General features: G+C 57.8%; 13 protein-coding genes and 1 pseudogene. All 14 read right to left on the bottom strand.

The annotated features are described in order from the left end of the window. Nucleotides 1-282 (bottom strand): annotated as a pseudogene (locus tag JHD07_RS01860) (hypothetical protein); the annotation flags it as partial. A gap of 50 nt (nucleotides 283-332) precedes the next feature. After that, nucleotides 333-1,115 carry an enoyl-CoA hydratase-related protein gene (locus JHD07_RS01855; RefSeq protein ID WP_028139149.1) on the bottom strand — a complete coding sequence of 261 codons (783 nt, stop codon included), beginning with the start codon at nucleotides 1,113-1,115 and terminating at the stop codon, nucleotides 333-335. A 116-nt stretch (nucleotides 1,116-1,231) separates the two neighbouring features. Beyond that, nucleotides 1,232-2,482, bottom strand: coding sequence for an ABC transporter substrate-binding protein (locus tag JHD07_RS01850; protein WP_024343105.1), 1,251 nt, complete (start codon nucleotides 2,480-2,482; stop codon nucleotides 1,232-1,234). 102 nt (nucleotides 2,483-2,584) lie between these two features. Continuing rightward, nucleotides 2,585-3,832 (bottom strand): ABC transporter substrate-binding protein, encoded by a 1,248-nt coding sequence (locus tag JHD07_RS01845; RefSeq protein WP_245265978.1) that lies wholly within the window; start codon nucleotides 3,830-3,832, stop codon nucleotides 2,585-2,587. 41 nt (nucleotides 3,833-3,873) lie between these two features. Next, nucleotides 3,874-4,692: an ABC transporter ATP-binding protein gene (locus JHD07_RS01840; protein ID WP_029674699.1), complete on the bottom strand. Its 819-nt coding sequence runs from the start codon at nucleotides 4,690-4,692 to the stop codon at nucleotides 3,874-3,876. A gap of 8 nt (nucleotides 4,693-4,700) precedes the next feature. Further along, the gene (locus JHD07_RS01835; protein ID WP_024343102.1) at nucleotides 4,701-5,774 is read right to left on the bottom strand and encodes a branched-chain amino acid ABC transporter permease; all 1,074 of its coding nucleotides are present in this window, start codon (nucleotides 5,772-5,774) and stop codon (nucleotides 4,701-4,703) included. Nucleotides 5,775-5,777: 3 nt separating this feature from the next. Continuing rightward, nucleotides 5,778-6,665, bottom strand: a complete 888-nt coding sequence (locus tag JHD07_RS01830) for a branched-chain amino acid ABC transporter permease (RefSeq protein WP_024343101.1) — start codon at nucleotides 6,663-6,665, stop codon at nucleotides 5,778-5,780. Continuing rightward, the gene (locus JHD07_RS01825) at nucleotides 6,665-8,590 is read right to left on the bottom strand and encodes an AMP-binding protein (protein ID WP_024343100.1); all 1,926 of its coding nucleotides are present in this window, start codon (nucleotides 8,588-8,590) and stop codon (nucleotides 6,665-6,667) included. The genes JHD07_RS01830 and JHD07_RS01825 overlap by 1 nt, the downstream gene beginning before the upstream one ends. Beyond that, on the bottom strand, nucleotides 8,580-9,374 hold the full coding sequence (locus JHD07_RS01820; RefSeq protein WP_028139151.1) for an ABC transporter ATP-binding protein: 795 nt from the start codon (nucleotides 9,372-9,374) through the stop codon (nucleotides 8,580-8,582). The genes JHD07_RS01825 and JHD07_RS01820 overlap by 11 nt, the downstream gene beginning before the upstream one ends. A gap of 52 nt (nucleotides 9,375-9,426) precedes the next feature. Next, nucleotides 9,427-10,290 (bottom strand): SDR family oxidoreductase, encoded by an 864-nt coding sequence (locus JHD07_RS01815; RefSeq protein WP_024343098.1) that lies wholly within the window; start codon nucleotides 10,288-10,290, stop codon nucleotides 9,427-9,429. Between the two features lie 362 nt (nucleotides 10,291-10,652). Beyond that, nucleotides 10,653-11,822: an acyl-CoA dehydrogenase family protein gene (locus tag JHD07_RS01810; RefSeq protein ID WP_024343097.1), complete on the bottom strand. Its 1,170-nt coding sequence runs from the start codon at nucleotides 11,820-11,822 to the stop codon at nucleotides 10,653-10,655. Beyond that, on the bottom strand, nucleotides 11,819-13,834 hold the full coding sequence (locus tag JHD07_RS01805) for a biotin carboxylase N-terminal domain-containing protein (RefSeq protein WP_024343096.1): 2,016 nt from the start codon (nucleotides 13,832-13,834) through the stop codon (nucleotides 11,819-11,821). The genes JHD07_RS01810 and JHD07_RS01805 overlap by 4 nt, the downstream gene beginning before the upstream one ends. Further along, the gene (locus JHD07_RS01800) at nucleotides 13,831-14,628 is read right to left on the bottom strand and encodes a crotonase/enoyl-CoA hydratase family protein (protein WP_024343095.1); all 798 of its coding nucleotides are present in this window, start codon (nucleotides 14,626-14,628) and stop codon (nucleotides 13,831-13,833) included. Before JHD07_RS01800 ends, JHD07_RS01805 begins: the two co-directional genes overlap by 4 nt. 12 nt (nucleotides 14,629-14,640) lie before the next feature. After that, on the bottom strand, nucleotides 14,641-16,239 hold the full coding sequence (locus JHD07_RS01795; protein WP_024343094.1) for a carboxyl transferase domain-containing protein: 1,599 nt from the start codon (nucleotides 16,237-16,239) through the stop codon (nucleotides 14,641-14,643). Nucleotides 16,240-16,497 lie beyond the last annotated feature (258 nt).

Raw genomic sequence — 16,497 nt, 5'->3', positions numbered from 1 at the left:
GATTTCCGCCGGTGCGCACATCGCATAGAAGCCGGCTTCGGCCGAAAGCATCCTCACTTGGTGGATCAACGTGCGTACTTCGGCGCTGTATCGACCATATTCGTCGTACAGCCGTCGCTGATCTTCGAGAAGCGTGCGATTCCCATCGATCAGCGGCACGACCTGCGAATCGACAAAACGCAGAACGCCATCGCGCACTTCAACGACGTACTCGGGAAGTTCAAACGCAACACTGCCCACTGCGATCGCCCCGCTAGTTTCTAAATAGGCAACGCTCGTCACGGAACCTTGCGTTCTGATCTCCCGACAGAGCCGCTAGATCACGCGCACCCTTACCTGCCCTGCCAGACCGGTTTGCGCTTTTCGGCAAACGCTCTGGGACCTTCGATTGCGTCTTGGCTGGCATAGACAACTTCGTGAAGGCGTTTACCCTCTACCAGTCCCTCGCGGCATCCGAGGTCCATCGTCGAGCGAACACTGGCTTTGGCAGCAATGACAGACAATGGCGCACCGTTGGCAATGCGCATAGCCAAATCCTTGGCACGAGAGCGCACAGCGTGTGGTGTATCTTCAAGATAATTAGTGAAACCGTAATCGTGCAGCCGTTCAATTGGCATGAGATCGCCCGTCAGAACGATCTCCATAAGGATTGCCTGAGGTAGCATATAGAGGGCCGGAGCGGCCCAGGGCGAGCCACGACCGATCTTTACCTCCGTGATGCCGGCCTTAGTCCCTTTGAGACCGACGCGCAGATCGCACATCAGCGACAGCATCATTCCGCCCGCCATCAGCGAGCCGGTCATCGCGGCAATGATTGGCTTGGAGCACGTGCGCATGCGCTCGTGGAAAGGATCGCGCATTTTGGACAGGATATCGATCTGTTCGTTGCGAGCGATCTCGGCCGCCTCCTTGAGGTCAAGCCCCGCGCTGAAGACGCCACAGTCGGCAGAGGTTAGAATTACCGCCCGGATCTTGCTGTCCGCTTCGATCCGGTCCCAGGCATCGGCCAGTCCATTAGCCGCCGCCACAGATAGCGCGTTCTTGCGGTCAGGACGATTGATAAGAACGGTAGCAATATCTTCTTCGACGCTGACTTCGATTGGACTATCGATCATGGAGTTCACTGGCTTTCGCGCTGAAGGTTGGCAGTCGGCGGCGGATGCATTATCCACCGCCCCCGGGCGGTTGCACCCGCCGACACGTAGGATTTGAGCCAACGGGATCGCCGGAACTATTCGGCCTTAAATCCGGATGAACTCGTTTTCACGATCTGCCAGATGAGGTCCTGATAGTCCGCCAGCCAGCCGGTCTGCGGCACCCACTTCTGACCGTCCCACATTTCGATTCTTGTCTTGCCTCCGCCACCATGATCTTGAGCAGTGACGGTCAAAGGGGCAAGAAGGCCATTGGCATCGAAATCCTTGAGGCTCTCATAGCCAACTTTCATCGATGCGGCGGTCACTGGCCAACCGGCTTGTTTCACCGCATTTCGTGCGGCTTGAAAGGCAACCGAGTAGTTGGCGAGACCCAAGTTGTAATACACATCTTTCAGGTTTTTTTCGGGGCCACTTCCCTTACCCTTTGCGTAAAGCTCAGCCATTATTTCCTTAATGATGGGAATATCCTGGCCGCCGACCACGTTTGTGCCACGCTTGATGCCCTTGGCAACATCGGGACCAATATTGGCAATATCCACCTCGTTAAGCCAGTTGACCGAAATGTACTTTTCGATCGGATAGCCGTTGCGCTTCATTTCTTTGGCCGCGACGACATGTCCTCCGGCCAGGAGCCAGCTGATCATGAAATCAGGCCGGTCGCGCCTTACCTGCGTCCAAGCGCTCGTCTGATCGCTGCCGGGCAACGGCACCGGGTAGAGCTTCAACTCGAAGCCTTCGCGTTCAGCGAGTGTCTTCAAGACACCGATCGGCTCCTGACCGAAGGGATAGTCGAGATAGATAAATCCGATCTTGGCCCCCTTCAAATCGCCGCTGCGCTGTTGTTTGATGTAGGCGATATCGTTGGCGGCTTGCCCCCAATAAGTCGCACCCACGGGGAAGATTTGCGTGAACACCGAGCCGTCAACGGCATCACCGCGTCCGACCGATGACTGCATCAAAATGTTCTTATCCTTCATGATCCGCGGTAGGACAGCTATCGACACCGGTGTCGACAGCATGTCGAATACGAACACGCCGTCACGTTTAAGCCTTTCGTAGCATTCAATGCCGCGTTGGGGCTCGTTGCCGTGGTCCTGAACCACGATCTCTACCTTGTGCCCTTCGATACCACCCTTAATATTCGTCAGGGCGGCAAGGTCTTGCGCAGCTTGCGCCACCTGTGGCGAGACGAACGTGTAGGATTTGCTTAGATCGAAGCACAAGCCGAACTTCAGGGTTCCTTCCTGAGCCAAAGCGTCTGTCCAGCCTGCGGCACTGAGAGCGGCAGCGACCGCCAAGCCCTTTGTCACCTTCCCGATTAACATTCTACCTCCCAATCTGTTGGTCGAATTTCAGTACGCCTTCTGCTGTCCTCGGCCTTTAAGAGCGCTGCTGAACGGAGTTGGCGTTCGTCATGTCTTCAAGTGCTAGTTGTGATAGTTGGAAGAACTTTTCCTTACCACTTCCCAGATGATATCTGTGTAGGCGGCGATCCATTCTGTTTGGGGTATCCATTTTTCTCCATCCCACATCTCGATGCGGGTCTTCCCACCACCGCCGTGATCGCTTGATGTCACAGTTACCGGCGCCATAAGTCCACCGGCATCGTAACTTGCGATATTTTGGAGACCCTCGCGCATTGTGGCGGAGGAAATTGGAGTGCCATGCAACTTGGCAGCTTGGCGAGCGCCTTCAAGGACCATCGAGTACATCGCTAGTCCGGTGTTGTAGTATACATCTTTGAGATTCTTCTCTGGCCCGCTGCCCTTACCCTTCTTGTAAAGCTCAGCAATAATCTCTTGAATCACTGGAATATCCTGACCGCCCGCGACGTTGGTGCCACGCTTCAATCCTTTTGCAGCCTCAGCGCCGATATTGGCAATGTCAACTTCGTTCAACCAATTAACCGAGATGTACTTATCCATTGGGATACCATTGCGCTTCATCTCCTTGGATGCCACGACATGCGCTCCCGCTAGCAGCCAGCTAATGATGTGATCTGGCTGGTCACGGCGCACTTGGGTCCAGACACTCGTCTGATCTTTGCCAGGGAGCGGCACCGGATAGAGCTTCAATTCAAATCCTTCCACCTTGGCGAGCGTCTGTAAAATTGGAATCGGCTCCTGTCCGAACGGATAGTCGAGATAGACAAAGCCGATTTTTACCCCGCGCAGGTTGCCAGCGTGCACCTGCTTTAAGTAGGCAACATTATTGGCAACCTGTCCCCAATAAGTAGGACCCAGCGGAAAAACCCACCCGAATACGCCGCCATCGACAGCGTCTCCGCGGCCAACTAGTGCTTGGATGAGGATGTTCTTGTCCTGCATAACTCGCGGCAACATGGCGATTGAAACGGGAGTCGACAGCGTGTCAAAGATGAACACGCCTTCCCGCTTAAGTTTCTCGTAGCATTCGATGCCGCGTTGCGGCTCATTGCCGTGGTCTTGCACGATGACTTCGATCGGAGCGCCCCCGATCCCACCCTTGAGATTGGTTAGCGCGACCAGATCCTGTGCCGCCTGCGATACCTGAGGCGTGGCGAACGTGTAGGCCTTGCTTAGGTCGTAGCAGACGCCGAGCTTCAGCGGTTGTGCGGCGCCGGCAGGCGGAGCTACCGAAAGCGCCACAATGCCAGCGATTGCCGCAGCCACTGAGTATTTGAAAAATCCCATCATGAGTCTCCTCCGTTCACAACTGACACATTGGGGCGTTCTGATCAGCTGAGCCAGCGCTTGCGTCTGCGATAGTGCTTGATGTCGTGGAAACTCTTGGCTTGACTGCCCCCGAGGTAAAACTCCTGAATATCGGAGTTTGCTTTCAGCCTCTCTGCCGTGTCGTGCATGACGACACGTCCATTCTCGATCAGATAGCCACGCGAGACGATATCGAGAGCTGCGAGCGCATTTTGCTCGACAAGCAGGACGGATAGGCCATGATCGCGATTGATCCGTTTGATGATCTCGAAAATCTCGGCGACCAGAAACGGAGCCAGACCCAGACTTGGCTCGTCCAGCATGAGCAAGCGCGGCTGCGTCATTAAGGCCCGTCCGATTGCGAGCATCTGCTGTTCACCGCCCGAAAGATATCCGGCAAGCGAAGATTTTCGCTCAGCTAGACGCGGAAAGTAGTCGTAAATGCGCGCCTTCTCCGATGCGACCCGCGTTCTCGACAATGACATCGGAGCGGCAGCCTCGAGGTTCTCATCTGGCGTAAGATGCTCGAAAACTCGGCGCCCCTCGATCACGTGGCAAATCCCCAGTCCGACACGCTGCTGAGGCGGATTGTCGCCGATCACTCTACCGTCAAAGCGGATCTCGCCCCGGCTTACCTTTCCGCGTTCTGCGCTCAGAAGGCCGCTTATGGCTTTCAATGTGGTACTCTTCCCAGCTCCATTGGATCCGAGGAGCGCGACCATTCCGCCGTAGGGCACCTCAATCGACACGCCCTTGATGGCGAGCATGACCGAATTGTAAAGCACCTCCACGCTGTTCATCGACAGGATTGGGCCATCTTGTTGAATGTCGTTTGGTTTCATGCCGATTTCTATTTCTTGAACTGGTCGAAGGGCCAGACCAGGAAATAGTCCCTGATATTCGCATAAAGCTTCCCGAGTCCCAAAGGCTCAACCAGCAGGAAAATGATGATCAAAGCGCCGTAGACGGTGGTAGGGATATGAGCAAGGGTTTCATTTCCGAGTGGAAGCCCAAGGAAAGACGTCAAATTCGCAATTATCTCATTGGCGATTCCCGGCATGAGGAGGATCAATGCCACTCCAAAATACGTACCGATGATGCTGCCGAGCCCGCCGACGATGATCATGGCAAGCACCTGAATTGAAACATTGACCGAGAATTGCTCGGGCGCAGCAAGGAAAAAGAACGTAGCAACAAGCAGGGCGCCACCAATCCCACCGATGAACGAGCACATCGAAAACGCGATTAGCTTGTAGTAGAAGCTGTTCACGCCGAGAATTGCAGCCGCATAATCCTTCTCGCGCACGGCAACCAGGGCACGTCCCAAGGCGGTTCGCTGCAGGTTCATCATGAAAACGGTCACCAACGCGCACCATCCCAGCGCCACGTAGTATAACCCTCTGCCTGAAGCGATTTCCTGCCCAAGAAGCGCAAAACGAGGGGATTGAAGCGAGGCATGTGAGCCGCCAGATATCGCTGGTGAGTGATTCAGTACCCAATCCATGACGAACTGCATCGCAAGTGTCACGATCGCGAGATAAAGCCCTTTCACCCGCAGGGCCGCGAACGCAAACAGGCTTCCTATCAGGGATGCGGCGAGGCCGCCGATCAGAAGAGCAAATTCCCAGGGTATGCCGAACCTGGCTGCGTGGACGGCCGCATAGGCGCCCACCGCCATCGTCGCAGCGTATCCCAGATGCAGCTGCCCCGCCCAGCCTGTCGCCAAATTGAGACCGAGCGCCAGCGCCGTCCAGATCAGCCAAGGCTGAACGTAGCTGTTTAGATACAACGAACTCAACAGGAACGGCGCAGCGATAGCAGCGACGGTAAGGACGATAAGCAGGTTCCGGTCCGTTGGCACCGGAAATAGCTTGCTGTCCGATACATAGCTCTGATGACGAACGCCCGCGAGAGGATAAAACATGCGTCATACTCTTTCGATGTCATGGCGTCCGAAGAGTCCGTGTGGACGCAACATGACGGTGAAGATCAGCACGGCAGCGACGATTAGGTCACGACTACCTCCTCCAACCACCAAATCGAGGTAGGAGGCGCCCACGTTCTCGATGACCCCAAGGACAATTCCGGCGAGGATCGCACCAACTATGCTGTCAAGCCCACCCAGGACGGCGACAGTCAGTCCTTTTAACAGGAGTTGCGAAAGCGATTGGTCGACGCCCTGGATCTCTCCCCAAATCACGGCTGACGCAACGGCGACCACCGAAGCCATACCCCATGACAACGCTACGCCGTGTTCAACGGAGATTCCGATCGACCAAGAAGCGACGTAGTCGTCCGAGATTGCGCGTAACCGGATTCCACGGCGCGTTCGGAAGAACAGGAGGAATGCTACAAAAAGTGCGATCGCGACGCAGGCCCCGGCCAGATTGATGCGGCTCAGCAGCAACGGTCCAAGAAACAAAGGATCGTAGCTGACGCCGAGCTCCATCGAACGGGAGGTACCGCCCCACACTGCCAAAGTCGAACCTCGTATGAAGATGTCGAGGCCGAGCGTCATCATCAGGATCATGACAATCGGACGCCCCGCCATTCGCCGCAACGTCACCTTCTCCACACCAAAGCCGGCCAAAAACATGATGATCGTTGTCACAGCGATTCCCAGCCACAATGGGAAACCCAACTGCCGGGACAAGGCCAGCACCACGTATGCGGCCAGCATCGTCAATGCGCCTTGGGCAAGATTGGGAACGGACGATGATTTGTAGATCAACACTAGTCCAAGTGCGAAAAGCGAATAGAGCAGTCCGGTCAATGCGCCATTTACAGCTAACTCGCTGACATATGCGATGTCCATTAGACCTCCCGAATTACCAGCGTGCGCTCAACCAACCCGACCTCACCGCTCTCGTACGTCACCGCAGCTTTGACGTGGATTTCTTTCGATCCATCATAAAGTGCGTCGATAACCGATGCGTATCGTTCTTCAACAACAGAGCGGCGAAGCTTGCGGGTGCGTGTTATCTCTCCATCGTCCGGGTCGAATTCCTTGTGAAGGCTGACGAACCGATGCAGCTTCAGTGATTCTGGAAGCGCTTTATTGACCCGATGAAACGCGTCGCCAAGTAGTCCGGCAATTTCGTTCCGTTGCGACAGGTCAGCGTAGGAGACATAGGGCACCGCGTTGGTCTCTGCCCAATGCCCGGCGGCCTCCAGATCGATACAAACAATAGCCGTTAGTTCGTCCCGACCGGCTCCGAAAACGGCTGCGTCTTTTATGTATGGGCTGAACTTCAGCCGATTCTCGATGTAGTTGGGGACGTAACGCTCACCTTCCTTGGTATGGACGACCTCTGACACACGCCCCAGCACGACAAGGTGACCATCGTCTTCCAAATATCCGGCATCGCCGGTGTGCAGCCAACCGTCCTTGAGCGTTTCCGCGGTTGCCAGGGGATTGTTGTAGTACCCCCGAAACACGCTTTCTGCCTTCAGCAGTATTTCACCCCCGTCCGTGACCTTGACCTGAACGCCGGGAAGCGGTCGCCCTACGGTGTGTAGCTTGACCTCATCGGGCATCTGGATAGCGTTGAAGGCCGCATTCTCGGTCTGGCCATAGAGCTGCCGCAACTTGATCCCCAGCGCGCGGTAGAAAACAAAGGTGTCCTCCCCAATGGCCTCGCCGCCCGTGAACGCGCTTTTTAGTCTGCTAAGACCGTAGAGGTCTTTTATCGGTCCGAAGACGATGCGTTCGCCGAGCAACCGGCCCAGCCATTCCAGATGGCTACCCTCTTGACCGTCGAGCTTTCGCCTTTCCGAAGCAATCGCTCTGTCCGTGAAAAAGTGGTAGAGCCATTTCTTTAACGGAGTGGAGTTTTCGATTCCGACCTGAATAGAGGTCAGCAAATTGTCCCAGCTGCGCGGGGCAGCAAGATAAAGGCTGGGCGCAATCTCGCGCATGTCACGCAAGACCGTCTCCTGCCTTTCCGGTACATTGACGGTGAAACGAAAAGCGATTCCGGCAGCCACGGTCAGGGCAAAATCTCCGACCCATGCCATCGGCAAGTAAGCGAGAACCTCTTCACCATAATTGAATGCCCCGCCAGAATATGCATTGCGAACTGCGGCGATGACATTTCTGTGGCTGAGCACGACCCCCTTTGGTTTACCGGTCGTGCCTGACGAATGCAGGAATATTGCCGGATCATCCGGCGCCGCGCGATTGACGATGCGGTCCCGCAGTTGCGGATCGGCCTTAAGGTTCGTCTCGCCTTTATCGTTAAGTTCCTCCCACGACAGGAGCCCCGACGCGTCATAGGTATTAAGGCCTCTCTTATCCTCGTAGACGATATATTCGATCGTACTGCCGGCCTCCCGCAAATCGAGAAATTTGTCGACCTGCTCCTGGTCTTCGGCGAGCGCCGCCACAACCTTCACTTCACCGACGAAGTGGCGCAATTCGTCCAGCGTCGTCCCAGGGTAGGCTGGCATCGCGTATGCTCCCAGCATCGACGATGCAATCACGCCCGCGTAAAGGCGCGCGCGATTATCGCCAAGAATCATGACTGCATTGCCCGGTCGAACTCCGAGAGCGTCAAGGCCCGCAGCGCAAACCAGCACCTCATTGAAATATTCTGACCACGTCATCTCCTTCCAGATGCCGCGATCTTTTTCCCGCATCGCGATTTTGTTGCCATGCTGGGCGGCATTGTGGACTAGTAGGCGCGGCAGGGTATCGTCTGCAGCGCATGTAGGCATGCTCATCACTTTTTCATGCCGCATGACCGACACCAATATAGGCTTCAATGACCCGCTGATCCTTGACAACCTCCCTGGGCTTGCCCGTTGCGATCATTTCTCCGTAGTTCAATGCCAGCACGCGATCACATATGCCGGTAATCACATCCATACTGTGTTCGATCAACAAAACGCTCACGCCGCGTTCCGCGCGCGCATCGAGAATGAACCTTGCCATATACTCCTTCTCCTCCTGGTTCATTCCAGCCATCGGTTCATCGAGGATCAGAAGGCGCGGTTCCGCCACCAACGCGCGTGCAAGCTCGACACGCTTCTTCATTCCGATCGGAATGCCGTCGACGAGTTCGTGACGGACACTTTCGAGTTGCAAGAACTCGATCACTTCCTCCACGATTTCGCGGCTTCGCATTTCGTCGCGACGCGCCAACCACCAGTATAGCGCCGTACGAATGACGCCCGGGCGCATGTGAATATGTCGTCCAAGCAGAATATTGTCGAGCACACTCATGCCATTGAAGAGCGCCAGATTCTGAAACGTGCGGGCAACGCCTAAACTCGCCACCTTGTGAGGTGCTGTGCCAGTAATGTCCTTGCCGTCGAGTTTGATTGTTCCCTTGTTAGGCGGATAAAAGCCGGTTATGGCGTTTGTCAGCGTAGTTTTGCCGCTACCATTTGGGCCGACGAGCCCAAAGATTTCGCCGCGGTACACACTCAGATCGACACCGGTCACGGCAACAAGGCCGCCGAAGCGTCGTTCAATGCCAGTGCATTGCAGTACCGGTTCCGCTTGGTGAAACGATTTCGGCACACAATCTTCTGTCATACCAGCTCGCTTCGCATTCGCGGCCCGTTGAACCTGGTTAGCCTAATTTAAAATAGCCTGGACGCCCCGTCGGCCACGGATCACCCCACAGCTGCTGACCACCGTCGACCGTCAAGACTTCTCCAGTAATGAACTTGCCCGACGGCGCAGCCAGGTAAATTACAGCTTCGGCAATATCCCACTCGTCTCCAGACCGGCGCATGGGATTTGATTCCTCGAAGGTGGCCGCGCCTTCCGGCGAATAGTTGCCGAATCCGCTGCTTTCACAGCATCCGGGCGCGACGCAATTGACCCTGATTTTGTACGGCGCCCATTCCACGGCCACCGATTTGGACAGATAGATCACGCCGGCGCGCGCCGCGCAGGAATGCGCGATGCCTGGCAGGCCGCGCCAGATGTCGGCGACGATGTTTACGATGGTTCCGGGCTGTCCTGTCGCAACCCATCTCTTCGCTGTCGTCTGCATCATCCACCATGTGCCATTGAGGTTGGTGTCGACCACTGCGTTCCAGCCCTTAACTGAGTAGTCGAGTGCCGGCTGTGGGAACTGCCCTCCAGCATTGTTAACGAGAACATCCAGCCGGCCAAATCGCTCGCCTACTGCGCTGATAAAATTTGCTACCTGCTCTGGATCGCGGATGCTCAATTGACCGCTGAGGACATCGCCGCCGAATCCGCGCAAATAATCCGCAGCGCTATTCAGTTTTTCTTCATTGCGGCCGCAAATCGCCAATGATGCACCAAGCCGCGCGAAGAGCGAAGCGATTGCCCGACCCAAGCCGCTGCCAGCACCGGAAACGACGACGGCTTTTCCTTTGAAAAGATCAGGCCTGAAAACCGTCGCGCAATTGCGCAACTTGGATTCCGATAACCCGAACTGCGCTCGCGGTGAACTGTCCATTTCCTCCCTCCCCCCGATCTGTTGTTGTCGGGCTCGATCACATCTAACATGTGTTAGAAAACACCGCAAGGTGCTTCAGGGGAGGCGCTTTCGCTCTTAGCCAAAAAAAGGAACGAGCCTTTCGGGTTCAACACGCAGTCTATTGTGTCCGGCCGTGATCCGATGACCTTCACTGACGCTGCATGCCGCGCCCGGTCGCGCCGAAGGAACGACGATCGCTCCATCGGCATGTCGTTGGTCCGCATCTCGGCTGCAACGACCGCTTTCCTGAATCTGTTCAATTGGCACAATCGCCGCAATCTATACAGCCGCCAAATACTTCACGCGAGCATTCTCAGATGTCGCAGGTGTAGGCCAAACGACTACATTCGTTTGGCGACCTCTTCTAGCATGACCTCGCTGGCGCCGCCGCCAATGGCCTGAACTCGGGCATCGCGCGACATCCGCTCCACCGCCATCTCACGCATGTACCCCATGCCTCCGTGAAACTGAACACAGTCGTAGAGAACCCGGTTCACCAACTCACCGGAGTAGGCCTTGACCATCGAGACTTCACGCACACAGTCGCGGCCCTCGCAGTCGAGACGAGCAGCGTGATAAACGAGTTGACGCCCCGCTTCGACCCGGGTCTGGCAAACCGCCAGGCGTTGGCGCACAGTCTGCTTGTCCCACAATGCGCCGCCGAATGCTTTGCGTTGCTTGACGTAAGCAACGGTCAGGTTCAGTGCGGTCTGCGCTTCGGCCACTGCTAGTGCACCCAGCACAATCCGCTCATTCTGGAAATTCTTCATCACCGAGTAGAAGCCGCGATTGATTTCGCCCAGCACGTTTTCGGCAGGCACGCGAACATTCTCGAAAATCAGCTCGGCGGTGTCCGAACACAGCCATCCCGTTTTCTTCAACGCTCGGCTTACCGAAAAGCCGGGCGCACCTTTCTCGACGGCGAACATCGTGATCCCGCGGGAGCCCTTCGCTCCCGGATCGGTCTTGGCGGCGACAAAATACAAGTCGGCGTGCACGCCGTTGGTAATGAACATCTTGGTGCCGTTCAGCACCCAATCAGAACCGCTTTTCACAGCGCGCGTACGCATACCGGCGACGTCCGATCCCGCGCCCGGCTCAGTGACGGCCACTGCCGTGATCTTCTCACCGCTGGTGATGGCGGGCATCCAACGCGCCTTCTGCTCCGGCGTCCCGGCGTTTTCCAGATGCGGCGATGCCATATCGGTATGGACCAAAACCGTCGCCGAGAATCCGCCAAAGGTGGAGCGGCCCAGCTCCTCGGCCAGCATCACACTCGCCATCGTGTCGAGCCCGGCACCGGCATATTCGGGATCATAGCGCATTCCCAGGACGCCGAGCCCGCCCATTCTGCGTAGGACGTCGCGAGGTACTAAGCCTTGCTCCTCCCACGCGTGTGCCACCGGAATAACTTCGGTGTCGATGAACCGCCGCAATTGAGCGCGGATCATCTCCAACTCTTCGTTGAAGGGGAACGCGGTCGCCTCGGTTAGGACTTGACGGGTATTCATGTGTCTTCCTTTCGCTCCATTCGGACGAGCGGGGCGCCACCAGCAACGGTGTCGCCGGTCACGCAATAGATCTCCTTCACGTTGCCGCTCAAGGGGGCGACCAGGCTTTGCAGTAACTTCATTGCCTCCAGCACCACCAATGTCTGACCTCGTTCGACAAAGTCGCCCTGCCTGACGCTGAGCTCGACGATCGTGCCGGGCATCGGCGCATTCAGAGTATCCTCGTCAGCTGAACCCGCACCAGCGCCGTGGCCATGAAGATCCTCGAGCGTGAGGAAATGGACCTGCATCATGCCATCACGGCCCGAAAGATGGACACGCCAGCTCCCGTCGGTACGTTCCAAGTGCGCGATGCGGGCAAATGGCCGCCCGGCAACGCGCCCCATCAATCGTCCATCGCGGAGTGAGATGTCTTCAACCGAGACCGGTGTCATCTTTGCTCCGCGAACCTCCAGCCGCAAATCCTGCCCGACCGCCAAAAGCTCTTCCAGCTCGTCCCCTGCTTGCCAATAGCGCGCCGCACCAGGCCGTCCCGCCCGGTCGGTCACACGCCAGGCACCCAGCGTATGCCACGGGTCGGCATTCACGCTCTTGGAAAGATGCTGATGCAGCGCCAACGCAGCTAGCGCTCGACTTTCATTGTCTGCCTCTGGCGCCTTCCAGCCGCCGGGAAAAAGCTGTTCGAGCGCTGCGGTGTGGTGGCGCAGCGAGGCGAAATCTGGATGAGTGAGCAGCGCGCGCTGATAGGCGATATTCATGCCGACGCCCCCGACGGCGAATTTGTCGAGCGCAGCAACGGCCTGGCGGATTGCACCTTCACGATCGCCTGCCTTCGCAATCAGCTTAGCGAGCATCGAATCGTAGTGATGGCTCACAACGCTGCCCATCTCGACCCCTGAGTCGAGCCGAAGGTCTGGACCCTTGGGGGGTGCCCAGAGGGTGATCGTGCCAGTTTCGGGGCGAAAGCGTTCGGCGGGATTCTCAGCTGCAAGGCGAATCTCGATGGCATGACCCGCGCAGCCAATGTCCTTCTGGGTGAAGGCCAATTCCTCGCCGCGCGCGACTCGCAGTTGCCATTCCACGAGATCGATGCCGGTGATCGCCTCGGTTACGGGATGTTCAACCTGAAGGCGCGTATTCATTTCGAGGAAATAGAATTCCCGACGTTCAGAGTCGTAGAGATATTCCACCGTGCCAGCCGAGCTGTAGCCGATGGTGCGGGCGAGGCTGACGGCGGCCCCGAGCATTTTCTCGCGCAGCGGCGCCGGCAGGCCGGGAGCTGGCGCCTCTTCGATCAGCTTCTGGTGGTTGCGTTGGAGCGAGCAATCGCGGTCCCACAGGTGCACAATATGACCATAGCTGTCGCCCAAGATCTGCACTTCGACATGGCGTGCGCGTGGAGCGTAGCGTTCAAGAAACACGGTTGCATCGCCAAAGCCGGCAAGCGCTTCGGCTTTGGCGGCGCGGATCGCCTCACTTGCCGTCTTGAGTTCCATAACAAGCCGCATCCCCCGCCCACCGCCGCCGGCGCTGGCTTTGACGAGGAATGGCACGCCGAGGCTCTCGGCTTCCGCGAGCAGCCGCGCTTCGGACTGATCCGCCCCGCGATAGCCGGGCAGAACGGGCACCCCCGCCGCCTCAGCGGCCGCCTTGGCCTCGATCTTCGAACCCATCCGCGCGATCGCCTCGACAGAGGGGCCGATGAAGACGAGCCCCGCCTCCGCCACGCGGCGAGCGAATTGGGCGCTTTCCGACAAGAAGCCATAGCCAGGATGCACCGCGCCCGCGCCCGCAGCGCGCGCGGCCTCCAAGATCGCATCGATGTTCAGGTAGCTCCGCGAAGGTGCCGGCGGGCCGACGCAGATAGCGTGATTGGCCTCGGTTACGAAGGGGGCGTCGCGGTCAGACTCGGAATAAGTGGCGACACTTTCAAGCCCGAGTTTCGCGCAGGCGCGCTGAATGCGCCGTGCGATCTCGCCTCGATTGGCGATGAGGACGCGCGTGAAGCTCATTTCACGCGCCATGAGGGCGTGCCCTTGCTCAAGAAGCAGTTGATGCCTTCAACTCCCTCTTCGGTCTCCCAGGCGTCGGCCAACCGGTCGGCGGTATAGATCATGTTGGCGTGGAGATCGTGCCGGGCGACATAGGCGATGAGCCGCTTGGTTTCGGCCACTGCCCCCGGAGCGGCCTGTAGATGGGCATTGACGACGCGCTCGACTGCCTTGTCTAGCGCCTCGGCTGCCACGACCTCGGTCAAAAGCCCGAGCCGCTCGGCACGCGCACTATCGAATAACGCTCCCGACAGCATGGTCTCGCGTGCGGCAGCCGCTCCGATCTTCGCCACCACATAGGGGGAGATATTGGAGGGCAGCAGGCCCATTCGTACCTCCGTAAGACCGAACTTCGAGCCTTCGATGCCGATCGTGTAGTCGCACACCGAGATCAGGCCAACGCCGCCACCGTAGGCCGGGCCGTTGACGCGCCCGATCAACGGCTTGCGCAGGGTGTCGAGGCTGCGTAGCAGATGAGCCAGCGATGCGCTCTGTGCCACCCGCTCAATGCGCGTCTTTTCCACGTTCGAGGCAAACCAGTTGAAGTCGCCTCCCGCGCAAAAGCTCTTGCCTGCACCGGTCAGCACCACGATGCGCACGGCTGGGTCGTCCGCCAGTATCTGAGCTGCCGCACCCAGGTCAGCAATCAGTTCGCCATTGATCGCATTGTGCTTCTCCGCACGACTGAGCGTCAGCGTCGCAACCCCGCGGGCATCCACGTCGACGATGACGGTGTTGTGTACGCCGAGCTTCATGGTTGCATTGTCTCACATTCTAAAGACGGGCGTATGGCGCCCGGCCTCGGGCACCGAGGTCACGATGGCCAGGCACAGCCCGAGGACGTCGCGCGTTTGACCCGGCTCAATCAGACCGTCGTCCCACAGCCGCGAGGTTGCATAGTAAGGATCGGATTGTTCCGCATATTGCGCGCGCACTGCGAGCTCGATCTTCTCCAGCTCCGCCTGCATCTGCCTCTCGTCGCCCCCCTTTTGACGACGCAACTCCATCATCACGCTTGCTGCGATGTCCGCTGACATGGTGGCAACTTCTGCCGTCGGCCATGCAAACAGGAAGCGCGGCGCAAATCCGCGGCCGCACATTCCATAGTTACCCGCCCCATAGGAGCCGCCAACGATCATCGAAAGTTTGGGCACTTTGGCCACCGACATGGCATAAACCAGCTTGGCGCTATTCTTGGCGATGCCGCCGCGCTCGGCCTCCGTGCCGACCATGAAGCCTGTGACATTGTGCAGGAAGATAAGGGGCAGATTTCTCTGATCGCACATTGAGACGAACTGTGCACCCTTGAGCGAAGAGTCCGACAGAAGCGCGCCGTTGTTACCCAAGATGCCGACCTGATAGCCGTGAATACGTGCAGTGCCACAGACCAGCGTTGCCCCCCAATCGGGTTTGAATTCGTGGAACTCACCGGCATCGATGATACGCAACAGGAGCTCGCGCACGTCATAGGGCTCCTTACGGTCGCCGCTCACGACACCCAGAAGCTCCTCGGGATCATAAAGCGGACGGCGCGGTGGAGCTGTGGGCGCGGTTGGGCGTGTCAGCCCCAGACTAGCGACGATATCGCGCATGAGTGCGAGCGCGTGATGCTCGTTTTCGGCTAGATGATCGCTCACGCCCGAGACGCGGGTATGCATCTCGGCCCCCCCGAGGGTCTCGCCATCGACTTCCTCGCCGATCGCCACCTTGACAATCGAAGGGCCACCCAGATGAATGCGGGCATTGCCGCGCACCATGATGACCTCGTCAGAGAGCGCGGGAATATAAGCTCCACCAGCGGTGCAGCCGCCAAACACTGCCGATATCTGCGGCAGCCCCGAAGCCGACATGTTGCATTGCCGATAGAAGGCGTTGCCGAAATCGCGCCCCCCAGGAAACACTCGGTCCTGCTCGGGCAAATAGGCACCGCCGCAGTCAACGAGATAGAGACAAGGCAGCCGATTTTGGTCAGCGATCTCCTGTGCGCGAATGTGTTTCTGCACCGTCTCGTGATAGAATGATCCGCCTTTGACCGTAGCGTCGTTGGCGATCAGCATGCAGTGCAGGCCGTGGATGATTCCAATGCCAGTGACGATGCCCGCACCCGGTACCTCGCCGCCATACTGCCCCCATGCCGCCAAGCTCGAAAGCTCCAGAAATGCCGAGCCGGGATCGACCAGGACGTCGATGCGCTCGCGCACCAGCAACTTGCCACGAGCGCGGTGCCGCTCAACAATTTCAACCCGTCCACCACCTGTGGCCTCGGCCATTCGGTCGCGCAGAAGCGCTACGCGCGCCTTTTGTGTAGCGCGGTTGCGAATAAATCGTTCAGAGGCGATGTTGAGTGATGAAGAAAGGCTCCTCATTCGTTCTTCTCAGACTGTTTACCGGTGCTACTGTAGCGGATGCGTCCAGAGCAATTGCCGTTTTCTAACATCCGTTTGATTTTTGTCAACGTCTTCGGTAAGCTGCATCTGGGGAGAGTGCACGTGTGCAAGAAATGGCAATCTGACCATCATCGGCGAGTCGTTCTGGGAATAATATTGGAAAGCGGAGATGAAGAGAGAAATCGGAAGTCGCTTCGCCCCTAGTTTAATGCTCGGTCAGGTTGCACTTGTCACCGG

This window comes from Bradyrhizobium sp. (assembly GCF_016462955.1).
Taxonomy (GTDB): Bacteria; Pseudomonadota; Alphaproteobacteria; order Rhizobiales; family Xanthobacteraceae; genus Bradyrhizobium.
The sequence above is the reverse complement of the archived record's forward strand: the minus strand, read 5'-3'. Positions and strand labels throughout refer to the sequence as shown.